The organism is Flagellimonas nanhaiensis, assembly GCF_003382275.1.
GTDB classification, from domain to species: domain Bacteria; phylum Bacteroidota; class Bacteroidia; order Flavobacteriales; family Flavobacteriaceae; genus Flagellimonas; species Flagellimonas nanhaiensis.
The window spans coordinates 64,709-88,491 of the sequence record NZ_QTJX01000001.1; the positions used below are offsets into that span (position 1 = coordinate 64,709).

At 40.2% G+C, this 23,783-nt stretch carries 26 protein-coding genes; 16 read left to right on the plus strand and 10 right to left on the minus strand.

What is annotated here, in order from left to right:
- Nucleotides 1-109: 109 nt before the first annotated feature.
- Nucleotides 110-472 carry a hypothetical protein gene (locus tag DX873_RS00285; protein WP_116182542.1) on the plus strand — a complete coding sequence of 121 codons (363 nt, stop codon included), beginning with the start codon at nt 110-112 and terminating at the stop codon, nt 470-472.
- On the opposite strand, the gene DX873_RS00290 is transcribed toward DX873_RS00285, so the two are convergent.
- From DX873_RS00290 to DX873_RS00305, 4 genes are read right to left on the minus strand one after another with little or no spacing between them, the layout of a single operon-like run.
- Nucleotides 469-2,499, minus strand: a complete 2,031-nt coding sequence (locus tag DX873_RS00290; RefSeq protein ID WP_116182543.1) for a M3 family metallopeptidase — start codon at nt 2,497-2,499, stop codon at nt 469-471. The two genes, DX873_RS00285 and DX873_RS00290, sit on opposite strands and share 4 nt — an antisense overlap.
- Nucleotides 2,492-2,899, minus strand: a complete 408-nt coding sequence (locus DX873_RS00295; protein ID WP_116182544.1) for a hypothetical protein — start codon at nt 2,897-2,899, stop codon at nt 2,492-2,494. The genes DX873_RS00290 and DX873_RS00295 overlap by 8 nt, the downstream gene beginning before the upstream one ends.
- A 15-nt stretch (nt 2,900-2,914) precedes the next feature.
- Nucleotides 2,915-3,403, minus strand: a complete 489-nt coding sequence (gene purE, locus DX873_RS00300; RefSeq protein ID WP_116182545.1) for a 5-(carboxyamino)imidazole ribonucleotide mutase — start codon at nt 3,401-3,403, stop codon at nt 2,915-2,917.
- Between the two features lie 5 nt (nt 3,404-3,408).
- A complete protein-coding gene (locus tag DX873_RS00305) occupies nt 3,409-4,563 on the minus strand; it encodes a 5-(carboxyamino)imidazole ribonucleotide synthase (protein WP_116182546.1) in 1,155 nt (384 codons plus the stop codon).
- Nucleotides 4,564-4,680: 117 nt separating this feature from the next.
- Between DX873_RS00305 and DX873_RS00310 the strand changes: the two genes are divergently transcribed.
- The 7 genes from DX873_RS00310 to DX873_RS00340 all read left to right on the plus strand — a co-directional run bounded on the left by DX873_RS00310 (nt 4,681) and on the right by DX873_RS00340 (nt 11,922).
- Nucleotides 4,681-5,790: an adenylate kinase gene (locus DX873_RS00310; protein ID WP_116183759.1), complete on the plus strand. Its 1,110-nt coding sequence runs from the start codon at nt 4,681-4,683 to the stop codon at nt 5,788-5,790.
- A 34-nt stretch (nt 5,791-5,824) separates the two neighbouring features.
- Nucleotides 5,825-6,826 (plus strand): GTPase ObgE, encoded by a 1,002-nt coding sequence (gene obgE / locus DX873_RS00315; RefSeq protein ID WP_116182547.1) that lies wholly within the window; start codon nt 5,825-5,827, stop codon nt 6,824-6,826.
- Nucleotides 6,827-6,888: 62 nt separating this feature from the next.
- On the plus strand, nt 6,889-7,407 hold the full coding sequence (locus DX873_RS00320) for a DUF4136 domain-containing protein (RefSeq protein ID WP_116182548.1): 519 nt from the start codon (nt 6,889-6,891) through the stop codon (nt 7,405-7,407).
- Between the two features lie 165 nt (nt 7,408-7,572).
- Nucleotides 7,573-9,597 carry a S9 family peptidase gene (locus tag DX873_RS00325; RefSeq protein WP_116182549.1) on the plus strand — a complete coding sequence of 675 codons (2,025 nt, stop codon included), beginning with the start codon at nt 7,573-7,575 and terminating at the stop codon, nt 9,595-9,597.
- A gap of 254 nt (nt 9,598-9,851) precedes the next feature.
- Nucleotides 9,852-10,085: a hypothetical protein gene (locus DX873_RS00330; RefSeq protein WP_116182550.1), complete on the plus strand. Its 234-nt coding sequence runs from the start codon at nt 9,852-9,854 to the stop codon at nt 10,083-10,085.
- Nucleotides 10,086-10,141: 56 nt separating this feature from the next.
- Nucleotides 10,142-11,200, plus strand: coding sequence for a sensor histidine kinase (locus tag DX873_RS00335; RefSeq protein WP_116182551.1), 1,059 nt, complete (start codon nt 10,142-10,144; stop codon nt 11,198-11,200).
- A complete protein-coding gene (locus DX873_RS00340; protein WP_116182552.1) occupies nt 11,197-11,922 on the plus strand; it encodes a LytR/AlgR family response regulator transcription factor in 726 nt (241 codons plus the stop codon). Before DX873_RS00335 ends, DX873_RS00340 begins: the two co-directional genes overlap by 4 nt.
- A 50-nt stretch (nt 11,923-11,972) precedes the next feature.
- On the opposite strand, the gene DX873_RS00345 is transcribed toward DX873_RS00340, so the two are convergent.
- From DX873_RS00345 to DX873_RS00360, 4 genes are all read right to left on the minus strand, one after another.
- Nucleotides 11,973-12,347, minus strand: coding sequence for a DoxX family membrane protein (locus DX873_RS00345; protein WP_116182553.1), 375 nt, complete (start codon nt 12,345-12,347; stop codon nt 11,973-11,975).
- A gap of 88 nt (nt 12,348-12,435) precedes the next feature.
- Nucleotides 12,436-13,221 (minus strand): SDR family oxidoreductase, encoded by a 786-nt coding sequence (locus tag DX873_RS00350; protein ID WP_116182554.1) that lies wholly within the window; start codon nt 13,219-13,221, stop codon nt 12,436-12,438.
- A 2-nt stretch (nt 13,222-13,223) separates the two neighbouring features.
- Nucleotides 13,224-13,535 (minus strand): cupin domain-containing protein, encoded by a 312-nt coding sequence (locus DX873_RS00355; protein WP_116182555.1) that lies wholly within the window; start codon nt 13,533-13,535, stop codon nt 13,224-13,226.
- A gap of 9 nt (nt 13,536-13,544) precedes the next feature.
- A complete protein-coding gene (locus tag DX873_RS00360; protein ID WP_116182556.1) occupies nt 13,545-14,027 on the minus strand; it encodes a cupin domain-containing protein in 483 nt (160 codons plus the stop codon).
- 229 nt (nt 14,028-14,256) lie between these two features.
- On the opposite strand from DX873_RS00360, the gene DX873_RS00365 reads away from it, so the two are divergent.
- Nucleotides 14,257-15,609 carry a UDP-N-acetylmuramate--L-alanine ligase gene (locus DX873_RS00365; protein ID WP_116182557.1) on the plus strand — a complete coding sequence of 451 codons (1,353 nt, stop codon included), beginning with the start codon at nt 14,257-14,259 and terminating at the stop codon, nt 15,607-15,609.
- A 51-nt stretch (nt 15,610-15,660) separates the two neighbouring features.
- Here the strand turns inward: DX873_RS00365 and DX873_RS00370 are convergent, their stop codons facing one another.
- On the minus strand, nt 15,661-16,065 hold the full coding sequence (locus DX873_RS00370; protein ID WP_181899406.1) for a DoxX family protein: 405 nt from the start codon (nt 16,063-16,065) through the stop codon (nt 15,661-15,663).
- A gap of 239 nt (nt 16,066-16,304) precedes the next feature.
- Between DX873_RS00370 and DX873_RS18780 the strand changes: the two genes are divergently transcribed.
- The 7 genes from DX873_RS18780 (at nt 16,305) to DX873_RS00400 (ending at nt 22,422) form a co-directional block, all read left to right on the plus strand.
- On the plus strand, nt 16,305-16,451 hold the full coding sequence (locus DX873_RS18780; protein ID WP_181899407.1) for a hypothetical protein: 147 nt from the start codon (nt 16,305-16,307) through the stop codon (nt 16,449-16,451).
- A 326-nt stretch (nt 16,452-16,777) separates the two neighbouring features.
- Nucleotides 16,778-17,476, plus strand: a complete 699-nt coding sequence (gene radC / locus DX873_RS00375) for a RadC family protein (RefSeq protein ID WP_116182559.1) — start codon at nt 16,778-16,780, stop codon at nt 17,474-17,476.
- Between the two features lie 13 nt (nt 17,477-17,489).
- Nucleotides 17,490-18,785, plus strand: a complete 1,296-nt coding sequence (locus tag DX873_RS00380; protein ID WP_116182560.1) for a polysaccharide deacetylase family protein — start codon at nt 17,490-17,492, stop codon at nt 18,783-18,785.
- On the plus strand, nt 18,778-19,467 hold the full coding sequence (locus DX873_RS00385; RefSeq protein ID WP_116182561.1) for a YjjG family noncanonical pyrimidine nucleotidase: 690 nt from the start codon (nt 18,778-18,780) through the stop codon (nt 19,465-19,467). The genes DX873_RS00380 and DX873_RS00385 overlap by 8 nt, the downstream gene beginning before the upstream one ends.
- 60 nt (nt 19,468-19,527) lie before the next feature.
- A complete protein-coding gene (locus DX873_RS00390; protein WP_116182562.1) occupies nt 19,528-20,079 on the plus strand; it encodes a hypothetical protein in 552 nt (183 codons plus the stop codon).
- The gene (locus DX873_RS00395) at nt 20,076-21,530 is read left to right on the plus strand and encodes a DUF5723 family protein (protein WP_116182563.1); all 1,455 of its coding nucleotides are present in this window, start codon (nt 20,076-20,078) and stop codon (nt 21,528-21,530) included. The genes DX873_RS00390 and DX873_RS00395 overlap by 4 nt, the downstream gene beginning before the upstream one ends.
- Nucleotides 21,531-21,543: 13 nt before the next feature.
- Nucleotides 21,544-22,422 (plus strand): hypothetical protein, encoded by an 879-nt coding sequence (locus DX873_RS00400; RefSeq protein WP_147296579.1) that lies wholly within the window; start codon nt 21,544-21,546, stop codon nt 22,420-22,422.
- Here DX873_RS00400 and DX873_RS00405 read toward each other — a convergent pair.
- The gene (locus DX873_RS00405) at nt 22,419-23,696 is read right to left on the minus strand and encodes a replication-associated recombination protein A (RefSeq protein WP_116182565.1); all 1,278 of its coding nucleotides are present in this window, start codon (nt 23,694-23,696) and stop codon (nt 22,419-22,421) included. The genes DX873_RS00400 and DX873_RS00405 overlap by 4 nt on opposite strands.
- Nucleotides 23,697-23,783: the final 87 nt, after the last annotated feature.

The window sequence follows — 23,783 nt, forward strand, 5'->3', positions numbered from 1 at the left end:
ATTTGGAAGAAAGTTGCTGGGAATAAATGATCCAAAATCACTGAAAGCTCAGAATATTTAGTAAATTACTAGTATTCAGCAGGATAAAACCATAAATCAACCTCTTAACATGAAAAACTTTTCAACACTTACAGCCCTATTGGTCCTATTTAGCAGTTGCTACAGTTACAAGAATCTAAAACCTTTGGGAAATGATTTTGTACAGGGTGAAAAATATGAGATAAGAATTGGAAATCGAGAAATGCAAAGAGTGTTGATCAAGCAGGTTACAGATTCTACCATAGTCGTTGAACAGAATAAAACAGAGATAACCATTCAAAAGTCAATGATAACCGAAAGCAGGATTAGAAAGTTTGCTACAGGTAAAACCATTGTAGCTAGTACTTTAGGAGTATTGCTGATTATAGCCACCTTTGGTGTAATCTCATTGTCCAGCGGAGGTGGGGATGGTCCAATATTGGAATGTTGCTAATCCTTCAATTTCAACAATCCCGCTCTCTCCAATAAGGGCTCAATTTTGGGCTCTGCCCCCCTAAAACGTTTGTAGAGTACCATGGGGTCTTCTGTTCCACCCTTAGAAAGCACATGTTCCTTGAATTTGTCTGCAATATCTTTATTGAAGATTCCATTTTCCTTGAAATAAGAAAAGGCGTCCGCATCCAACACCTCTGCCCATTTGTAGCTGTAATATCCTGAGGAATACCCACCTTGGAAAATATGAGAGAATGAAGTGCTCATGCAGGTTTCCGGAGTTTCAGGGAATAGATTGGTGTCTTTGAAGGCCCCTACTTCTTGAGCTTTTACATCTTTGATGTTGGAAGGGTCGGACCCGTGCCATGACATATCCAAAAAACCAAAGCTTAATTGACGAAGGGTTGCCATACCTTCTTGGAAAGTTGCGGATTCCTTTATCTTTTGAACCAAATCCATAGGAATAAGTTCTCCCGTTTTGTAATGGAAGGCAAAAAGCTCTAGAGCTTCTTTTTCATAACACCAATTTTCCATGATCTGACTTGGCAATTCAACAAAATCCCAATACACAGACGTCCCGGAAAGACCTGAATAGGTAGTGTTTGCCAACATACCATGGAGGGCGTGTCCAAATTCATGGAACAAGGTGGTCACCTCGTTAAAACTTAAGAGAGAGGGCTTGGTGGGTGTGGGTTTTGTGAAATTGCACACATTGGAAACATGTGGACGACTATTTTGACCATTCAAAATGTACTGTGCTTTGTAAGAGGTCATCCAGGCGCCACCTCTTTTTCCCGGTCTTGGATGAAAATCGGCATAAAATAGAGAAACCAGGTTTTTAGACTCATCGTAAACCTCAAAGGTCTTCACTTCAGCATGGTATTTGTCTATATCAAAAACCTCTTCAAAGGTGAGTCCGAATAGTTTTTCGGCAACTTTAAAAACCCCAGAAATCACATTTTCCAGTTTAAAGTATGGTTTCAGTTTTTCATCATCAAGATTAAACAATTTTTGTTTTAGCTTTTCAGAATAGTAGGCACTGTCCCATTTCTGCAATTGACCAATACCATCCAAATCTTTGGCAAACGCTTCAAGTTCCGCAAACTCTCTTTCTGCAGCCGGCTTAGCTTTTTCTAAAAGTTCATTCAGGAAACTGAGGACTTTCTTTGGTGTTTCGGCCATTCGTTCTTCCAAAACAAAATGGGCATGTGTTTCATAACCTAAAAGGGTGGCCCTTTCCTGTCTTAGAGAAACAATTCTTAATATGTTGTTTTGGTTGTCAAGATCATCCTTATGAAAGCCTTTACTACCAAAAGCCAGGGAGAGCTGTTTGCGCAGGGCCCTATTCTTGGCATATTTCATAAAAGGGATATAGCTGGGATAATCCAAGGTAATCAGCCATCCTGTTTTATTTTTTGATTTTGCCAATTGGGCCGCGGCTTCTTTGGGTCCATCAGGCAGGCCATTTAAATCCTCCTCATTGGTTAAGTGAAGTTCATATTTATTGGTTTCGGCCAATACGTTTTCTCCAAACTTCAATTTTAATTGAGCAAGTTCGGCATCGATTTCACGTAAGCGTTTTTTGTCCTTATCTCCAAGATTGGCACCATTTCTACTGAACTTTTTATAGCTTTTCTCCAACAGGGTTTGTTGTTCGGGAGTAAGATTCAGGTTTTCTTTTTGCCCGTAAACCAGTTTTATCCTTTCAAAAAGTCCTTCATTTAAAATGATGTCGTTGTTGAATTCAGAAAGAAGTGGAGAGACTTCCTGGGCTATTTTTTGGATTTCTTCGTTAGTCTCCGCAGAATTAAGATTGAAAAAAATACTGGAAATCCGGTCCAGCTGCTTGCCAGAGAAATCAAGAGCTTCCAAGGTATTGCCAAAACTTGCCGGTTCCGGATTTCCAACAATCTGCTCTATCTCTTTTTTGGCATTTTCAATGGCCTTAAGGAAAGCGGGTTTAAAATGTTCGTTCTTTATTTTAGAAAAGGGTGCTTTGTCAAATTCTTCAAGCAGGGGATTATTCATAGGTATTTTTCTTCGTTTTTTTTAATCGTAAATGGGTCACTGTCAAATCGGAAACCAAAAAAGCAAAAGCAATTATTGAGGACAGCGCGGCTGCGGTCAGAAATGCAAAACCTCTGGCGGTATCCATGGTAATTCTGTTCATGGCCTCTTTGGCTTCTTCCGTGTATTCATGTAGGTCCACAAAACCATTTTGGTCCAGGTCAAAACTCAAGGCATGTTGCTTTAAATAGTGCCATCTTATTTCAACTATTATAAGGATCGCGGCATAGAAAGCAAAACACAACAAGGCACTTCTCCAAATACTTCTAGCATATGGATTCTGTACTTTTTTTCGTGCCAAAAGTATGATCAGTACGGCAAAAAGACCTAACAATATGCCTATTTCATTGTAGCCTAACATGAAGCTTTGCGGTTATCACTTTCCCTTGATTTCTTCGGCTCCTTTGATTACTTTTTCTTTAAGACTTTGTTTGTACAATTCAACTTTGTCCAGAACGCACTTGTCAGCACTTCCAATAATCTGAGCTGCCAGAATTCCGGCATTTTTGGCACCATTAAGGGCAACAGTGGCTACGGGGACACCTCCTGGCATCTGGAGTATGGAAAGCACAGAATCCCAACCATCAATGGAATTGCTGCTCTTTACAGGAACCCCGATTACTGGAAGGGGAGACAATGAAGCAACCATCCCCGGTAAGTGGGCGGCCCCTCCTGCACCGGCTATGATTACGGAGAAACCATTTTTATGAGCGTTTTTCCCAAAATCGAAAAGTTTTTCCGGGGTTCTGTGGGCAGAGACGATGTCCATTTCCACCTCAATGTCAAATCCGCGTAAAATATCAACGGCATCTTGCATAACAGGAAGGTCACTTGTGCTTCCCATAATTACGGCTACTTTGCTCATATCTTTTATTTACTTATAACGTTAATGGTTTCCTTTACCTTTTGGGCCATCTGTCTTGCCCTTGTCATATCTTCATCCACAATGGTCACATGCCCCATTTTTCGGAATGGACGGGTTTGTTTTTTTCCATAGATATGTGGAGTTACCCCTTCCATATCCAATATGGTATCGATGTTTTCGTAAACCACATCGCCGGTATATCCTTCTTTTCCCACAAGATTTACCATAACCCCGGCCACCTTGCTTTCCGTTTTTCCGAGGGGTAATCCCAATATGGCCCTTATATGTTGTTCAAATTGATTGGTGTAGCTGGCTTCAATGCTATAATGCCCACTGTTATGGGGCCTTGGAGCCACTTCGTTGACCAAAATTTGGTCGTCCTGTGTCTGGAACAGTTCCACGGCCAGAAGACCCACATGCTGTAGGTTTTTCGAAACTTTAAGGGCCACTTCAATAGCTTTTTTTGCAACGGAATCTTCAATTCTCCCAGGGCAGATTACGTATTCCACCTGATTGGCCTCGGGGTGAAATTCCATCTCCACTACAGGATAGGTTTTTGTTTCACCATTAGGGCTTCGAGCTACAATAACCGCAAGTTCGTTCTTAAAATCCACCATTTGCTCCGCAATACATTCCACATTGGGTAAGTCTTTGAGGTCTTCCTTTGTTCTGACCACTTTTACTCCTTGTCCGTCATAGCCAAACTGGGCGCTCTTCCATACAAAAGGGAGTTGAAGTCCTCCATTGCTGAGACTATCTTCAATTTCTGAGGTATAGGCAAATCGGGAAAAAGGTGCGGTAGGGATTTGATTGTCGGTATAAAACAGTTTTTGGTTTGCCTTGTTTTGGATGATTCTAAGCGCCTTGGTAGGAGGGTACACAATCTTTCCTTCCTGTTCCAGCTTTTCCATCGCATCCAGATTTACATTTTCAATCTCAATGGTGAGGACATCCACATCTTTGCCAAAATTATAAACCGCATCAAAATCCATAAGGCTGCCCTCAACAAATTCGTTGCAGGCAATCTTACAGGGAGCTTCAGGTGAAGCATCCATGACTTTGGTATAAACGTCCCATTTTCGGGTTTCATAGAGCAACATTTTGCCCAGCTGACCACCTCCTAAAATACCGAGTTTAAAGTTGGAAGAAAAGAAATGCATTGACCTGCGAATTGGAATGAATGCAAAAATACGGGAATTCCTTTAAGGGATGAAAATATCAGAAAAAAGCACCCCCAAAAATGTTATCTTTGCCAACCTGATAGCATGGAAGATAAGTTGATAAAACTTCACGATAAAGTATTCACGCCTTATTTAAAAGAGGAGGAAATATTGGCTGCCATTGAACGCATGGCGGAGAAAATCGCTGCGGACTACAAAAATGAGGTTCCTCTTTTTGTTGGCGTGCTCAACGGTGCGTTCATGTTTGTTTCAGATTTTTTGAAAGCTTATCAGCATCCATGTCAGGTTTCATTTGTGAGATTGAGTTCCTACCAAGGGTTGACCTCCACTGGAATTGTGGAGACCTTGTTGGATGTGTCGGATGATATTGAAGGTAAGAGTGTCATTATTTTAGAAGACGTCATCGACACCGGTAGGACTTTGAAAAAATTAGTTCACCTTTTTTCCAAGACCAACGCAAAAGAATTTAAAATCGCATCTCTTTTTCACAAGCCTGAGGTCTACAACGGGGAATATACCATTGACTACGTGGGCTTGGAAATTCCCGATAACTTCATAGTAGGTTACGGTTTGGACTATAATGAATTGGGGCGAAACTTAAGGGAAGTATACCAGTTAAAACAACAAGATATGATCAATCTAGTGCTTTTTGGAAAGCCAGGAGCAGGAAAAGGGACCCAAGCAGAGGTTTTGAAGGAAAAATACAATCTGAAGCATATCTCCACTGGAGATGTGTTCCGCTATAATATCAAAAATGGCACTGAATTGGGTATGTTGGCCAAGTCCTATATTGATCGAGGGGATTTGGTGCCTGATGAGGTAACTATAGATATGCTAAAGGCTGAAGTGGAAAAGAATCAAGATGCCGCTGGGTTCATTTTTGACGGTTTTCCACGTACCGAAGCACAGGCCGAAGCCTTGGACAATTTCTTGGAATCCAAAGAAATGAAGGTCAACGCAACCATTGCCCTCGAAGCTGAAGATGACATTCTAGTGGCTCGTTTGCTGGAACGTGGCAAAGAAAGTGGTCGTTCAGATGATCAGGATGAAAGTAAGATTCGTAACCGCTTTGACGAGTACAAACAAAAAACGGCACCTTTAAAGGCTTACTACGAAAAACAAGGGAAGTTCCACTCCGTGAATGGTATTGGAGAAATCAAAGAGATTACCGAGCGCTTGAGCCAGGTAATTGATGCTTTGAAGTAATTGCTCTTCCGGAATTACCTTTAATAGTTAAAAAATGACCGAAGGCAACTTTGTTGATTATGTGAAAGTGCATTTAGCCTCCGGAAATGGAGGCAAGGGCTCCGTGCATCTTCATCGCGAAAAATATATTGCCAAAGGCGGACCAGATGGGGGTGATGGAGGTCGCGGCGGTCATATCATTGTAAAGGGGAACAAAAATCTTTGGACCCTTATCCATTTTAAGTTCAAAAGACACTTTAAGGCCGGGCACGGGGAACACGGGAGCAAAAACCGTAGTACAGGTGCCGATGGGGGTGACGTATACTTGGAGGTGCCGCTAGGGACCGTAATCAGAGATACAGCTACTAATAAGATATTGTTTGAGATTACAGAAGACCAGGAAGAAAAGGTGATTTTGGAGGGAGGAAAAGGTGGTCGCGGAAACTGGCATTTCAAAAGTCCAACCAATCAGACCCCAAGGTATGCCCAACCGGGTATCCCTGGTCAGGAGACTCAAATTACACTTGAACTCAAAGTTTTGGCAGACGTTGGGCTTGTAGGTTTTCCCAATGCCGGAAAATCGACCCTATTGTCGGTTATGACCTCGGCAAAGCCCAAAATTGCCGATTATGAGTTCACTACGCTCAAACCCAATTTGGGAATCGTTCAGCATCGCGATTTTAAGAGTTTTGTAATGGCCGATATTCCAGGAATAATTGAAGGGGCAGCAGAAGGAAAAGGTTTGGGACATTATTTTCTTAGGCATATAGAACGCAATGCAACGCTTCTTTTCTTAATACCTGCCGATAGTAAGGATATTAGCCAAGAATATGCCATTTTACTTGATGAGTTAAGGCGATATAACCCAGAACTTTTGGATAAGGACAGACTTGTGGCCATTTCCAAGAGCGATATGCTGGATGAAGAACTCATGGAAGAAATGCGGGCCGAAATGGAAGAGGATTTTAAGGATGTCCCCTTCCTTTTTATTTCTTCGGTAAGCGGTTTTGGGGTTCAACAACTCAAGGATAGACTTTGGGCGCTGTTGAACGAATAACCACCTGTATTCGTCATAGCAAACCAAATATTGATTAAATTTAAGGTAGTCCAAATACTACCATGCGATACCTTTTTGCCATAGCAATCTTTAGTCTGTTAATCTCTTGCGGCTCCGTAAGAGTAAATTATGATTATGACCGTGGCACTGATTTTTCAAACTATTCTACCTATAATTATTTTTCTGATATAGAATCAGGACTGAGTCAATTGGACGAAAAACGTCTGGTACGCATTTTAGATTCCACCTTGCAATCCAAAGGATACCGTTTGGATGAGGAACCGGATTTTTACATCAATATTTTAAGTAATCAGTATCGGAGCGGCTCCAACAGCGCTGTTGGTGTAGGAATTGGTGGAACCGGAAGAAATGTAGGCGGCGGTGTTTCTGTTGGCTTGCCCATTGGGGGTTCAGGAATCCAGCGTCAAATACAGTTCGATTTTGTTGATTCACAAAAGGATGCACTTTTTTGGCAGGCCATTAGCGAAAGTGGGTATCGGGACAATGCTTCACCCAGTGTTAGGGAGTCTAGGTTGAGAGCAGTCGTAAAAAAGGTCTTTTCCAAGTTTCCTCCGGAATAAACAACATTTTTCAATAGCTTCTTAGTGTTAGTTTTTCCTCACAAATCTCCGTAAAGATTTTGTCTGGAGCTAAGGAATTGATTTATAATGTGTAACAATTGACTTTAAAACCAGTCTAATTTTGAAAGTCAGCGTCAATTTCAATCAAAAACTAATGAAAACACTATGAAAACAACACAAAAGATCAAAAATTTTTGTGGACTGTTCCTATTGTCTTTTTTGGGAATAGCCATAAATGCCCAGGATTTACCAGGAAATACAAGTTTGGTAAGCTCTGATGAAGAACTACTCGCCCTTACCAAATTGGATGAAGGGGATTACAGGTACACCGTAGAGGATTATTTTGGAAACCCTAAAGGGTTTACCTTCAGATTTTCCCCTGACGGAAAATATCTTTCCTATCGCGAACGTGATGAAAATGGAAAACAACATATTTATGTAAAGAATTTGGCCACCGGTGAAGCCAAAATGGCTATTGAAGAAAAGGAAGAGTTGGTAAGGGGATACGGCTGGTTAAATAACCAAAGGTTATACTACCTCATGGACAAGGGAGGAAACGAGAACTATCATATTTATGCGGTGAACCTAGATGGAAAAGACCTGAAGGACCTTACCCCTTTTGATGGGGTTCGGGCACAGTTTACAGAACTACTCCGGGAAGATAAGGACCACCTTATTGTTTCCATGAACAAGAACAATCCTCAAGTCTTTGAGCCCTACAAAGTGAATCATATCACTGGTGAATTAACTCAACTTTACTCAAATGATGATCCGAACAACCCCATTTTTGGCTACAATTTCGATAAGGATGGAAAACTCAAATCCTTCACCAGAATCAGGGATGGTGTGGAGCAGGATATCTATTACGAAGATGGTGATGAGGGATATAAGTTGCTAAAAAGCCTAAACTGGAAAGACAATTTTGTCATTCAAAATTTTAATTACGGAACAGCGTATCCCCATGATGCCTACGTGGTCTCCAATTTGGAAAGTGACAAGGCTGAAATTCAGTTGTATGATCTTAAGGAAGACAAAATGATTGAAAGGGTCTTTGTCAACGATAGCTACGATGTGCAGAGTATGGGGCTTTCCCGTACCAGAAACTATGAGGTTGACTACTTTTCCTATGAAGGCGAAAAAAATATCCTAGTTCCTATTAGCGACCCTTACAAAGCATTGGATTCTAAAATGAAAGAAGAGCTTCCCGGCAAACAATATAGGGTTCTGGACACAACAGAAGATGAAAATCTCTTTATGGTCTATGTGGATAGTGACCGTTTATACGGTGTTTACTACGCGTACAATGTTGCCAAAAATGAGTTGGAAGAACTCTACAATACCATGCCCCAACTTAAGGAGGAGGATATGTCAGAAATGAGGCCAATTACCTTTACCAGCAGAGATGGAATTACACTACATGGTTATATCACACTTCCAAAAGCTGCATTGGCAGGTGAAAAAGTCCCTGTAATTGTAAACCCTCATGGGGGTCCACAAGGAATCAGGGATTCGTGGGGCTTTAATCCCGAAGCACAACTGTTTGCTAGTAGGGGTTATGCTACGCTACAGGTGAATTTCAGGATTTCAGGAGGATATGGAAGAGAGTTTTTGGAGTCCGGTTTTAAACAAATCGGAAGAAAGGCCATGGATGATGTTGAAGACGGATTAAAGTATGTTGTTGAACAAGGTTGGGTAGATGCCGACAAAGCAGCCATATATGGAGGTAGTCATGGAGGTTATGCGGTACTTCGCGGCTTGACCAAGACTCCAGACCTATATGCATGCGGAGTTGATTATGTGGGGGTTTCCAATTTGTTCACTTTTATGAAGACAATCCCACCATATTGGAAACCTTATCTTAAGATAATCAAAGAAATATGGTATGATGAAGATGTTGCCGAAGAGAAAACAATCATGGAAGAAGTATCCCCCGTATATCATGTGGACAAAATTGAAAAGCCATTGTTCGTGGTCCAAGGAGCCAATGACCCTAGGGTTAATATTGATGAGTCCGATCAGATAGTAAGTGCCCTTAGGGCAAAGGGTTTTGATGTACCCTATATGGTCAAATATGATGAAGGCCACGGGTTTGGCAAAGAGGAAAACAGATTAGAACTTTACAAGGCCATGATGGGATTCTATGCCAAGCATTTGGACAAACAAGAGATTCCAAAACCCTTAAAGGATTAAGATAGAGAATTGATATTCAATAAAAAAGGAGCTTTTATAGCTCCTTTTTTATTTGAAGAAAAATCAAGTCATGGTATAATACCGTTCACCAATTCCATTTTACCGCTGGCCATAATTTGCTTCTCTAAAGAAAGGTACTTAAGTACTTTAGCTGTGTTTAATTCAAAAAACCGAGCGCCATGATCACTTTAGCAAAACTAGTAATTACGTTAGTCCTAGAAATTTTGATTTAATCAAAGAGTAAAACCTTAATTATGAAAAAATTGAATACTGCACAGAAAACCATTTTGATATTGGGTATTTTAGGTCTACTAACAGCCATTTATGGTAAATTCAATGGTTGGGAATACAAGACTTATTTTATACTTTTCTATACCAGCACCTCTTTTATGTGGATTGCCTTTTTAGATAGTAAGGAAAAGTGTTGTTATCCATTTAAAAGAAAAAAGACCAGAACTGATGTTAAAGGGTCTGGGATACCCTCATAAAGTTAAAAACCAACATTTGGGTAAAAGGTATATTTGAAAAATTCTAGAGAAGACTATTGGAACTGAGCAAAAAGAAGAACAACTATATTTTTTGGACACTCCAGATTGGGGGCTGGGGTTTCATTAACGTACTATCCGTTTTCACACTAAAACAAGTTAGTGTTGAATTTTTGGTGTATTCGGTGGTTCTGGGAACAATTATTGGAGTTTTTTCCACTTCGATTTTACGTTGGTATCTAAAAAGGAACATCCAATTTGACAAATTTGGATTTCAGGAGTTTCTTAAAGTTGGTATTTCATTTTTGGTAACAGCGGCACTTTTTGGGGCCTTAAACTTATTATTTGGTTTTTTGTACATCAAGTTTGGTCCAAGTTTGACAGAATCAGAGTTGAATTTATTCAAAATCTATGACAACCCTTGGATTCAGGTCATGAATTCACTTTTCCTTATTGGCGCCTGGGTGGTTACCTATCTGGTCATTAAATTACTTCTTAAACTAAATAAGGAACGCATTGAACGGCTGGAGCTTAATTCCCATTTAAAGCAGGCCCAATTGAATACATTAAAAGGGCAGATCAACCCTCATTTTATGTTCAACAGCCTTAACAATATTCGTGGGTTAATGTTAGAGGATGTGGAAAAGTCCAGGGAAATGCTCACCAAACTTTCTGAAATACTCAGATATTCTCTCACCAAGAACAATATCAACGCTATCGCGGTCAAAGAGGAATTAGAGATGGTGGATAACTATATCGACCTTTCCAAGATCCAACTGGAAGACAGACTGGATTTTGAGAAGAGCATAGAGAAAGATACATTGGATGTACAAATTCCGCCCATGATCATTCAATTGTTGATTGAGAATGCCGTGAAGCATGGAATTTCCAATTTAAAGGCCGGAGGGAGAATATTGTTGGGCATCAACAAACTTAATGATGGTTTGCAAATTGAGGTACGGAATACCGGTAAACTCAAAATGTCAAAAGATTCTACCCAATTAGGTATAAAAAATATAAAGCAGCGCTTGAAATTACTCTACGCAGATAGTGCTTCCTTCTCGCTCGAGGAAATGGACAAAGAGGTCGTGGCCAAAATCAAAATTCCGTTGACATGAAAATAAGGGCTGTCATAGTGGAGGATTCAAGACTGGCTCGAAACGAGTTGAAGGAGCTCATAAAAAAGTACGATGAACTTGAACTGGTAGGTGAGGCAGAAAATGTGGACAATGGGTATGATTTAATCCAAAAAGAGACTCCAGACCTATTGTTTTTGGATATCAATATGCCGGAAAAGGATGGTTTTGAGCTTTTGGAGATGTTGGATGAGGTCCCCATAACTGTTTTTACCACTGCTTTTGACGAATACGCCATAAAATCCTTTGAATACAATGCCTTGGATTACCTATTGAAACCTGTAAGTGAAAAGCGTTTTGCAATGGCTTTGGACAAGGTAAAGGCGCAATTAGCTGGAAACAAGGAGAAACCTTCAAAAGCCAAGAAGCTATCTGAGAACAGTCAAATATTCATCAAAGATGGAGAATCATGTTGGTTGGTTCGGATAGGTGAAATTTCCCAGTTTGAGATTGTAGGCAATTATACCCGCGTATTTTTTGAGGATAAAAAACCCCTACTGTACAAATCCCTTAACCAAGTGGAGGAAAAACTCCCGGAGGAATCTTTTTTTAGGGCCAATAGGCAGCAGATAATCAATACAAATTATGTGGAGAATGTGGTACCCTGGTTTAATGGCAAGCTCAAACTTAAAATGAAGAATGGCGAAGAAGTTGAAGTATCTAGGAGACAGTCCTACATTTTTAAAGATAAAATGAGCCTATAACTGTACTAGAAATAAAAAGGACCTTCTTTAGATAGAAGGTCCTTTTTTCTTTAGGCGCGTAAAATATCTTTATAGCGATCTTTATACCCAATGAGGGCGGCTATGTTCAAAATTAATAGCCCTAAAGCTGGACCAATACCTTCTGGAGCCAAGGTGGCGTGAAAGAGTACGGCGTTTACCGAAACACTCATTAAGATTACGGCCAATAAGGCACCATATTTGTTAAAAATTAGGGCAAGGCCCGCAACAATTTCAACTAAGGCAACCAATGTCATGGTATGTGTCGATGACATCGCACCAAAGTAGCTCATGACATTTTCAGGCATTTCCCCCATTGGAATGAAATGGAAGAACTTGTTCAATCCGAATATCAGGACAAACAATCCCAGCAGTATACGGACTACCATAAAAACTTTTGAATTCATAAGGTTTATTTTTAGTGATTGGATAATAAAAATAACCAAAAATTGCAAATATGATAAAAATAAAGCCTATTTCGCTTTGATTTTTTAGCTACAATGACTTCAAAAGACCTCCGTCAATAGGGATATTGGTACCCGTAATATAGGCAGCCTTATCTGAAGATAGAAAAGCGACTAAAAATCCATATTCCTCAGGATTTCCAATGCGTTTCATGGGAACTTGATTTTCCATGTTGGAACGGACTTCTTCCGCAGAAATTCCCATTTTTTCGGCTTTTTTGGCATTGAGTTGGGTAATTCTGTCCGTGTCAAAATATCCTGTCAACACATTATTAATGGTAATTCCATCTTTGGCAATGTCGAAGGCAAGACTCTTTGCCCAAGTTACCACAGCAGCCCGTATTGAGTTGGACAGTGCCAAGTAATTCAACGGTTCTTTCACCGAAATGGAAGCTACATTAACAATTCGGCCCCATTTCTTTTGTTGCATATGCTTTAGAGCCAGTTCGGTGGTGAAAACTACTGACTTAAAGAGAAGGTCAAAAGCCTCCTGGTAGTCGTTTACGCTCTTTTCAAGAGCTCCACCGCCTTGAGGCCCTTGTGTATTGTTGATCAAAATATCAATGGTATTGCTTTGAAAAAATGAAACGATGGTTTTTTTGTAGGCATCAAAATCCGAAAAATCGACAACCAAAAATTGGTGTTTTTGACCATGGTCGGTGTTCAATGTGTCCAATACCTCCTTGAGTTTGGCCTCATTCCTTGCCATAAGTGTTACATTGGCCCCGCTTTCAGCGAGCTGGTAGGCTATAGCCTTTCCTATCCCTTTGCTGCTTCCTCCTACCAAAGCGTTTTTTCCGGTTAAAGTTATCTTCATCGTTATTTGTATTCTTCCCTTGCAGGACTAAAAATATCCATTAATCTACAAGCAGTTAAGGCTTTTCCTCCGTGGGGAATGTTGGAGGGGATGATTACCACATCCCCAGGGCCATAAATTTTGGTTTCTCCACCTAAGGTGAATTCAAAAGAACCTTCAACAACATGCATAATCTGTTCATGTACATGGTGGTGTTCCGGTACTTCCGCATGCTCTTCCACATTCCAAAAAACCCAGGTCATACTTTGGGAGTGGACCATTTTGCCATGGTAACCAGGCATTATTTCTTTGCTGGGTATGTTTTCTAAGTTCATGAAGATTGTCTAGAGTTTTATTTTTGACTTAATTTTTTTTGCTACACTGTTATAGTATTCTCTGCTGAGTTTTTCCGTCCAAATCGTTGGAGAGTTCCCGTAAATGGCTATATAGGATACCTTATTTTCTATTGATGAGGTGTGCCAATGCTCAATATCTTTTTCACACTTGATGACATCTCCTTCTCTTATGATGATGGGGTCTTTTCCTCTCTCCTGATAATACCCTATTCCCTCTATTACAATTAATACCTGAGGAGTACTATGCTTGTGCCAGTCCAGCGTAGCATTTGGGCTAAACGTTGCTTGGGTAATATTATAATCCAGACCATCTTCTTCACTAAGCAAAAAATTCAGCCATGCATCTCCTAAATGATGCGTATTAGGCGCTTTAGCACCTTTGTCAGTGAATGATTTGATAGGATACTCGGAATTTTGAGCGCATACCGTAGTAGATATAGAGAGGACTAGGATGAATATGAATTTTTTCATTTTTAAATGATTTGCTAACAGAAAAGTAATCAATACGGGTGAAATGATGCTATAAAGGTTACATTTTTTGGATAGGGTACTTTACCATGGTATCCCCGCATTATTTCCTTGGATTCTGTCTGATTAAAGTTGTAGTTAGAAATTTTACTTCAATATAGAAATTAATTAGGGGATTGGTTTGTTTGTTATGGAAGTGCCATTGGCTATTTTTGGGATATAATTTGTATTGATGAACATCCATTTTATAGCCATTGGAGGAAGTGCCATGCACAACCTGGCCCTAGCATTGAAACATAAGGGATATTTCATTACCGGGAGTGATGATGTAATTTTTGAACCTTCAAAAAGCCGTCTTGAAGCAGAATCCCTGTTGCCTGAAGCTTTTGGTTGGTTTCCCGAAAAAATCCATGAGCAGTTGGATGCAGTGATTTTGGGAATGCATGCCAAATCGGACAACCCAGAGTTGCTCAAAGCCCAGGAGCTTGGCCTGAAGATATATTCATATCCAGAATTTCTTTATGAGCAATCTAAAATGAAGACAAGAGTGGTCATTGGAGGAAGTCACGGTAAAACCACCATCACGTCCATGATTCTTCACGTATTGCATTATCATGAAATTGAGGTGGATTATATGGTGGGGGCACAATTGGAAGGCTTTGATAGAATGGTACACTTGACCGAGGAGAATGATTTTATTGTTCTGGAAGGGGATGAGTATCTGTCCTCTCCAATTGATCGCAGGCCCAAATTTCATCTCTACAAACCAAATATTGCCCTGTTGAGCGGGATAGCATGGGATCATATCAATGTATTTCCCACGTTTGAGAACTATGTAGAGCAGTTTCAAATTTTTGTAGAAGGAATTGTTAATGGGGGCAGTATTACCTATAATGAAGAAGACCTTGAAGTAAAAAGAGTGGTAGAAGCGTCGGAGAACCCGATCAGAAAATTTCCCTATTCCACACCAAATTATCAAGTAGAAAATGGTACTACCCTGTTGGAAACCCCGGAGGGAGAATTGCCCATTGAGATTTTTGGCAAACACAACCTCAACAATTTGGCCGGAGCTAAATGGATATGTCAGCAAATGGGTGTTGATGAAGCTGATTTTTATGAAGCAATAGCATCTTTCAAGGGAGCCTCAAAACGCATGGAGAAGATTGCCGAAGGTTCAAATAAAGTGGCATTTAAAGATTTTGCCCATTCTCCCAGCAAAGTAATGGCAACAACTAGGGCAGTTAAAGAGCAGTTCCCTGAAAGAAGGTTGCTTGCCTGTTTAGAGTTGCATACTTATAGCAGTCTCAATGCAGAGTTTTTGCAGGAGTACAAAGGAGCCTTGGACGCCGCTGACGATGCGGTTGTCTTTTATTCTCCTGACGCTGTTAAGATCAAAGGGTTGGAGGAAGTGACTTCAGAACAGATAGGTCTGGCTTTGAATAGGGAGGACCTTCAGATTTTTACGAATTCCAAGGATTTTCAGGATTATCTTTTTAGACAAAATTTTGATGACACCACTTTACTGTTGATGAGCTCTGGGAATTATGGAGGGCTCAACTTTGATGAAGTGTCCAAGTTATTTTAAAGCACCTTTTCAAAAGTCTTGAAAAGGTGCTTTGGAATGTATAATTGTATTCTAGACTCTGTTCCAGACAAAAGATTTTTCGTCTTCCCGGATTTTCTCACTGCTTTCCAGTCTTTTGTATTGTATATAGGTCACCAGCAGAGGAATCAAGCAGAAAACTGCTGAAGCACCATTGCCATAATCAGAGATAAGATGGGCAATAAAACCAAGACTCAGATTCAGAAAGAAGCCGGCATAGACCCATTCAATAAACCATTGTCCTTTGTTTAGCACCAGTAGCATAACCCCTAGCACTTGGGCAGCACCTAAAAGGTGAATCAAATGAGGCGGGTAACCTAAATTCTTGAATGTTTCCACAACAATTTCATAGTTGATAATGGAGTTGATTACGGCTCCAAGCATGGCTAGACTAAAAAAGGCCAAGCAGATACGATAAAGTAATTTGTTTGAACTCATAATGATAAAATTTGGTACCCTTAAGTTAAATAGGTCACTGCGGTTAGTTTGGAGACCTTCGGCGAGGAGGGAAAACCTGTAGGTGAATTGTTCATTGATAGCTTCCGATGGCATCTTGAACCACTATATGACGCTTTGTGAGAATCCCAGTTGATGGTTTACTGCTTTTTTGTCATAAATATGACCCATGGAACAGTAGTTGCCAGCGGTAGTACATGAGGTTTTCTTTTCAAAAAATCATGAAGAAAACGCAACGTTTGGTTTCCGTTCTATTGGTAGCCTTTATGTTGGGGGTGTCCAATGTTGTCTTGGAAGAAGATAGAATGGTAAATGATTCCAGAAAAAAGGTGGAACAAAAGGAAATCCAAGATGTTGATGATGTATAAAGTCTTTGAGAATTACAGATTCTTAAGAAGTGTTTGGAATCGCACATCTACATAAATAGCCCCAAAATAGCTGAATTATTTTCCCACTCTTTGTTGAAATAGCATCTAAACATATTGTGCGGGACATATGACACAGTTTTTTTGTAAAATTGTATCTGCCTAAGGGCAAATTAAAAGGGGAGATAGGCAATGTTTCAACATTAAGCCAACCTCCATTTCTCCCGAATATTTTAAGAATCGATTTACTTTTTAATTCGTACAAAGGGTTCCTTTTAAGGAATACCTACTTATGACAATTACATGAATTAATCCCCTATATTTAAACCATGCAAGAAAAAACTGCTACCTTTTCCATTAAAAATTGGGCTGATGATGATAGGCCAAGAGAAAAACTTGTGCTCAAGGGAAGTCCTGTATTATCTGATGCCGAATTGATTGCCATTTTGATAGGTTCAGGGAACAAGAAAGAAAGTGCTGTTGAACTGTCAAAACGTATTTTGGCTTCCGTTGGGCACAACTTGAACGAGCTTGGAAAGCTATCGGTGAATCAATTGATGAAGTTTAAGGGAATAGGCGAGGCCAAAGCGGTTACTATAGCAGCTGCGCTGGAAGTTGGAAGGCGAAGAAGGGGAGAGGACACCGTGAAGGTGACCAAGATTAAGGGTAGCAGAGATGCCTTTGATTTGCTTTATCCAATGATGGGCGAATTGCAACATGAGGAATTTTGGATCGTGTACCTTAACAACTCCAATAAAGTGATGCATAAGTCTCAGTTGAGCAAAGGAGGCATTACAGGGACTTTGGTTGATGTGCGTCTGGTGCTTAAGCAGGCTCTTGAACTAGGGGCAGTGGGCATTATTCTGGCCCACAACCATCCTTCTGGAACATTGAGACCGAGTACGGCAGATAAACAGATTACCGAAAAACTTAAGACAGCAACAGAGGCTTTGGATATTAAAATTTTGGACCATTTAATCTTGACCCAAAACGATTATTTAAGTTTTGCAGATCAAGGAATTTTGTGATTGACGCAACCCTATGTTATTGATATTTACCCATAAGATCACTAATCGCCTCACCTATACGGCAAAACATATTTTTGAAAAAATCCTGGATCTAGATGTCACCTTTACTACCAAAGTGGAGGATTTTATCAAACATTCAGGTCCAAAAATGACCTATTCCAAACAACCGCTTCAAAACGAATTTTTCTTGCGTAGCAATGATCTTTTGTTTGAACAAGGAATCAACGATATTGAGATCAAGGTTACGGAATGGGAAGGAGTTCCTTGTTTTTTTTCCACTGGTGAAAAAAGCTCGGTACCTTTTGATATTTTTTCTGCCAGTTTTTATCTGCTGAGCAGATATGAAGAATATCTCCCACATGTCAAGGATAGTGTTGGTCGGTTTCCGGTAAAGGATAGCGTTGCATATAAAAACAAATTTCTTGAGCTTCCAGTAATTGACTTATGGGCATACAAACTACTCTCTTTACTTACAGAACGTTTCCCCGATATTAAAAAACCCAATAGGGCGTTCAGTTTTACCTCAATTATTAATGTGACCACTTCACATTGCTACGCGATGAGGGGTGTGGCCAGAAATTTTGGTGGATTTCTATTGGATCTCGGCAAATTTAGGTTTCGGAGCTTTTGGGATAGAATTTTGGTGCTGTTGCGTTTCAGGAAGGACCCGTATGACAATTTTGACGAGTTGGTCGAGATTCATAAAAAGTTTCCCATAAAAACCATGTTTTTCTTTCAATTTGCCAAACATTCGGCCCATGACAAGAACATCTCGCCCAACAACAACAAGTTTAGATATCTAATCAAATCGGTGGCAGATTACAGTGTTGTTTCGCTCAGTACTTCCTTCATTTCTTCTACGGACAAATCGGTTCTAAAAGAAGAGAAAAAGCAACTATCCAGTTTAATCAATAGGCCCATTAATTATTCTAGACTTCGGTATAATAGGGTTAGCGTGCCAACTACCTATAGAAATCTTGTAGAAACTGAGTTTACAGATGATTTTTCCATGGGCTATACCCACGAAATAGGATTTCGGGCAGGAACCTGCACCCCTTTTTACTTTTATGACATCAATATGGAGGCTAGACAACCGCTAAAAGTACATCCCTTTGCCATGCACGACTATGCGCTTGTGGAATGTAAGAATAGGGAAGAGGTTTTTGAAAAAATGGATAAGCTTTATCGGCTAGTGAGAGAGGTGAATGGAAGTTTGGTGATAGTTTTTTCCAATGAGCTTTTGGGGGGCAAGCATAAGTTGAACTGGATGGAGTTGTACCAATCCCTATTAAGAAGGTACTATGTTTAGAAAGAATGTAACCGACATTTTTTTTGATTTGGACCACACGTTGTGGGATTTTGAAAAAAATTCAGCACTTACCTTTGGTAAAATCCTAAACGAGAACGGTCTGGATGTTGTTCTGGACGATTTTTTAGAGGTATATGCTCCAATAAATCTGGAATACTGGAAACTGTATCGAGAGAATAGAGTTAGCAAGTCAGAATTACGTTATCAACGGTTACGGAGAAGCTTCGACCATATTGGGGTTACCGTTTCTGATGAAATGATCAATATCCTGGCTCATCAATACATTCAGCATTTATCCTCGTTTACCCATTTAATACCCAATACCGTTGAGGTGTTGGACTATTTGGCCCCAAAATATAAGTTGCACATCATAACCAATGGCTTTCAGGAAGTACAAGAGAAGAAACTTAGAAAAGGCAATATCCACCATTATTTTGTAGAGGTAATCAACTCCGAAACAGCCGGAGTAAAAAAGCCACATCCCCAGATTTTTGAAATGGCCTTAAAAAAGGCATCGGTTGAACCTGAAAACGCATTAATGGTCGGGGACAATCTGGAAGCAGACATACAGGGGGCAATTTCTGTTGGAATGAAAGCACTGCATTTCAATGCTCATAGGGAATCTGAGCACCAAGTTTGTCAAATGATTAACGATCTTATTGAAATAAAAAGCATTTTGTAGAGTTATAGTAGGGTGCGGCCAACCCTATGTTGTTTTACTAAAAAAATGCTTTTTACTGCTATGAAAGGAATTTTTTTCCGCCCCTTTTTCTTCCTGCTCGTTCCATTGATATTTTTATCATGTACTGAAGAACTGGATTTTGACCAGTTTGATGACCTGAGCGTTACACCAACATTGGCTTCCGGACTATTCTATCTGGAGTCTACAGAAGAATTCATCAATACTGTGAATGTATCTGGTGTTTTTTATGAGCAGACCTTCAATTTTGACCCATTCAATGAACAATTTGTGGCAGAACGCCTGCTAGAGGGAACACTTAGCTACGAAATTGAAAATACCACCAGTAAAAGAATAACACTGTTTATTGAATTTTTAGATGAAGCCGATACAGTATTAGATACAGAATCGTTCACAGTTGACCCCGCCCCATCTGGCACTCTTACTAGGGAAGTGGCTTATGGTCCGGCGGGAAGAAACATTGATATTTTAACCACCACATCGTCACTTAGGGTTACCGGTGGAAACCTGAGCGATACAACGAGCACTTCTTCAGAATCAGAGCCTAAAATCATTCTAAGGTCAGCGGCGGAATTCTTATTCAGATTAAAATGAGGTTGGGCAAACTGTTTTTTGGTGCCGCTTTTTTCGGGGTTATTTCACTATGTGCCCAGAATAAACAATTGCTGTATGATTTTTATGAGATTCCACAGTCACTCATGATAAATCCTGGGGTAAAGACCTTGGAAAAATGGCATACCGGAATCCCCGTTATTTCAGGATTGTCTTTTCAGGCGGCTACAAGCGGAGTTACCGTTCATGATCTTTTCGCCGATGATGGGATCGATTTTACCACTAAGGTTAGGGAAAGGGTCTTGGATGCAATGAGCAGAAAAGATGATTTTAGTACCACCAGCCAAATTGAAGGATTCAATGTTGGGTTCCGGGGTAAGAACAGGCCAGACGATTATTATTCGTTTGGGATGTACGGAGAAACAGATATCATCGTCTATTGGCCTAGAGATTTGGCCATTTTGGCCTTCGAGGGCAACGGAGGGGCAAATATTGGAAGGAGTTTTGACCTGGGAGACCTGAGTTTAAGGGGAGAAATGGTCAATGTGTTCCATTTTGGAATCAACAGAAAGCTTAGCAATACCCTTACCGTTGGGGCGCGTGCCAAGTTGTACTCAAGTATTTTTCAATTTCAGTCTACGGGTAATTCAGGATCTTTTATAACCACCCAAGGGCAGAACAACATCTATACCAGTCGTATTGAAGCAAATATGCGACTTAGAACCGCTGGTGCAGATGAAATAATAGACATTTTAGAAGAAGATACCTCAACAACTCAAAAAGATTTAACGAGTCTATTTACAAAAAGAGTTCTGTTGGGAGGAAATCTAGGTGTTGGTTTCGATGCTGGCTTTAGCTATAATTTAAACCCTCAGACCACCATAACTGCCAGTGTTTTGGATGTTGGGTTTATCTATCATTCAAAAGATGTAAGAAACTTTACCCTTAAGGGTAGTGCCATAACAGAAGGTATTACCGTGTTTTTGCCTGAGGACATCAATGATGTGGACAACGATCTTTGGCAGGAGCTTGTGGACGATATAGAAGCATCCCTTCCCTACGAAGAAAATGACAATGGGTACATTTCTCTTAGACCCATTAAAGCCTACGGTTCCATTCGCTATGATTTTGGCCAAGCTGAGGATAGAATTGAAAATTGCGGTTGTGGAATAAATGTTAAAGAGGCCTCTAACCCGGACTTATACCGGAACAGTGTCGGTGGGCAACTCTTTTTGCAATACCGTCCAAGAGGTATACAACCTGCCTTAACAGCATTTTATCAAAAGAGACTTGGAAGAGCATTTTCTTTTAAGACTACATATACCGTGGACAAATATTCACTTTCAAACGTGGGATTGGGGCTCAATTTTCAGGCTGGGCCGGTCAATTTCTATGTAATGGGAGACAATCTTCTGGGTTATCAAAATATAGCCGATAGTCATTACGCATCTTTACAGTTCGGATTTAATATTATATCTTGGAACGATAATTGATTATCCATTCCATATGAGATTCAAAGTAGTATGCATATTGGCGTTTGCAATAGGATTGCACGGTTCCATGAAGGGACAATTGAACGACTACAAGTACATTGTTGTGCCTAAAAGGTTTGAAGCTTTTAAGATAGAGAACAGGCACCAGACTAGTACAATGGTCAAGCATTTCTTTGCCCTTAATGGATTCAATGCTGTCTATGAAGACGTTATGCCCGAGGACTTGGCCAACAATAGATGTCTTGGATTAACGGCCGATCTTCTGGATAACTCATCCTTGTTTACCACCAAAACAATCATTGTCCTTAGAGATTGTCAGAATAACGAAGTCTTTAGAACGATTGAAGGAAGAAGTAGGTCCAAAGAGTTTAGAATTGCGTACAAAGAGGCCATTGAAAACTCTTTTGCCTCCTTTAAAAGTATGGACTATGCGTACAAACCAAAAAAAGAGGTAGTGGAAAACAAAAAGGAAGCTCCCATTACAGTGAGTTTCAAAAATGATATTAAATCACTCGAAAATAAACCAGATTCTAAGGTTGTGGAGCAAGAAGCCACGCCAGAAAACCAAACTTATAAAGATAGAACTCCCAAACCTTCCACTATGACCAAAGTGGATAAAGTCGAAGAAATGGCTACTGAAATTGAAACGAAGAAACCCGTTTCAGAACCTCAAGGCTCTCTGCTTTATGCGCAACCTATAGATAATGGTTACCAGCTGATAGATAGTACCCCAAAGGTTATCATGAAACTCCAGAAAACATCCGTGGACAATATCTTTTTGGCGGATTATGATGGAAAGAATGGAATGGTATACAAAAAGGGTGACAAATGGTTGTTGGAATATTCAGAGAACGGAAAAACTCAACAGAAAGAACTCAATATTAAGTTCTAAAACCCGTACTTATCCTTCCATCTCTTTTTTAGGAACTCTCTCATGGCATTTTCTCTTGGATTTTTACCTGGACGATAGAAACTGGTACCTGATATTTCCTCCGGAAGAAACTCAAAATCCACAAAGTTATCCTTGTGGTCGTGGGCATAATCATAGTTTTTACCATACCCTAAATCTTTCATCAGCTTGGTGGGTGCATTTCTTATGGCCAAAGGAACCGATAGGTCTCCGGTTTCCCTTACTTTTAACTGGGCTTCTTTTATGGCAAGATAACTTGCATTGCTTTTGGGCGAACTGGCCATATAGGTGGCACATTGACTTAGGATAATCCTAGCTTCTGGGTATCCAATGGTATTTACAGCGTTAAAGGTAGCGTTCGCAAGCACTAGGGCAGTGGGATTGGCATTTCCAATATCCTCAGAGGCCAAAATGACCATTCTTCTGGCAATAAATTTCACGTCTTCACCACCCTCGATCATTCTGGCCAGCCAATATACCGCTGCATTGGGGTCACTACCTCTAATAGATTTAATGAAAGCGGAAATGATGTCGTAGTGTTGCTCTCCTGTTTTGTCGTAGAGCACCGTGTTCTTTTGTACTTTGTTAAGAACAGATTCATTGGTTATGGTGATATTGTCACCACTTTCAGAATTGACAATGAGTTCAAAAATGTTCAATAGTTTTCTCCCATCTCCCCCTGACAACCTCAAAAGCGCTTCAGTTTCTTTTAGAGTTATCTTTTTAGATTTCAGGACTTGATCCGTATCCAAGGCTCTTTTTAAAAGAGCCTCTAGATCTTTCTTGTCAAACGGATTAAGGACATATACCTGACATCTGGATAAAAGGGCGGGAATCACCTCAAAACTGGGATTCTCCGTTGTGGCACCAATCAGGGTGACCCAACCTTTCTCCACTGCCCCTAATAGCGAATCTTGCTGTGATTTACTGAACCTATGTATTTCATCAATAAACAAGATTGGATTTTTAGAAGTAAAGAGCCCGCCACTCTGCTTGGCCTTTTCTATGACCTCCCTCACGTCCTTTACCCCGCTGCTTATGGCACTCAATGTGTAAAATGGCCTGTTGCTTTCTGTGGCTATAATATTGGCCAAAGTGGTCTTTCCCGTACCTGGAGGCCCCCAAAATATGAGAGATGGAACTATGCCGCTCTTAATTTGATGCGTTAATGCGCCTTCCTTACCAACCAGATGTTGCTGACTGATATAATCTTCTAAAGTTTTGGGCCGAATCCGTTCAGCCAAGGGTTCGTTCATAGGGATAAAAATAAGATAAAATTGTAGTCAGTTACTCACCATTTTTTACATGATTTAAGCATTCAACATGACAATTTGTGTAAATTG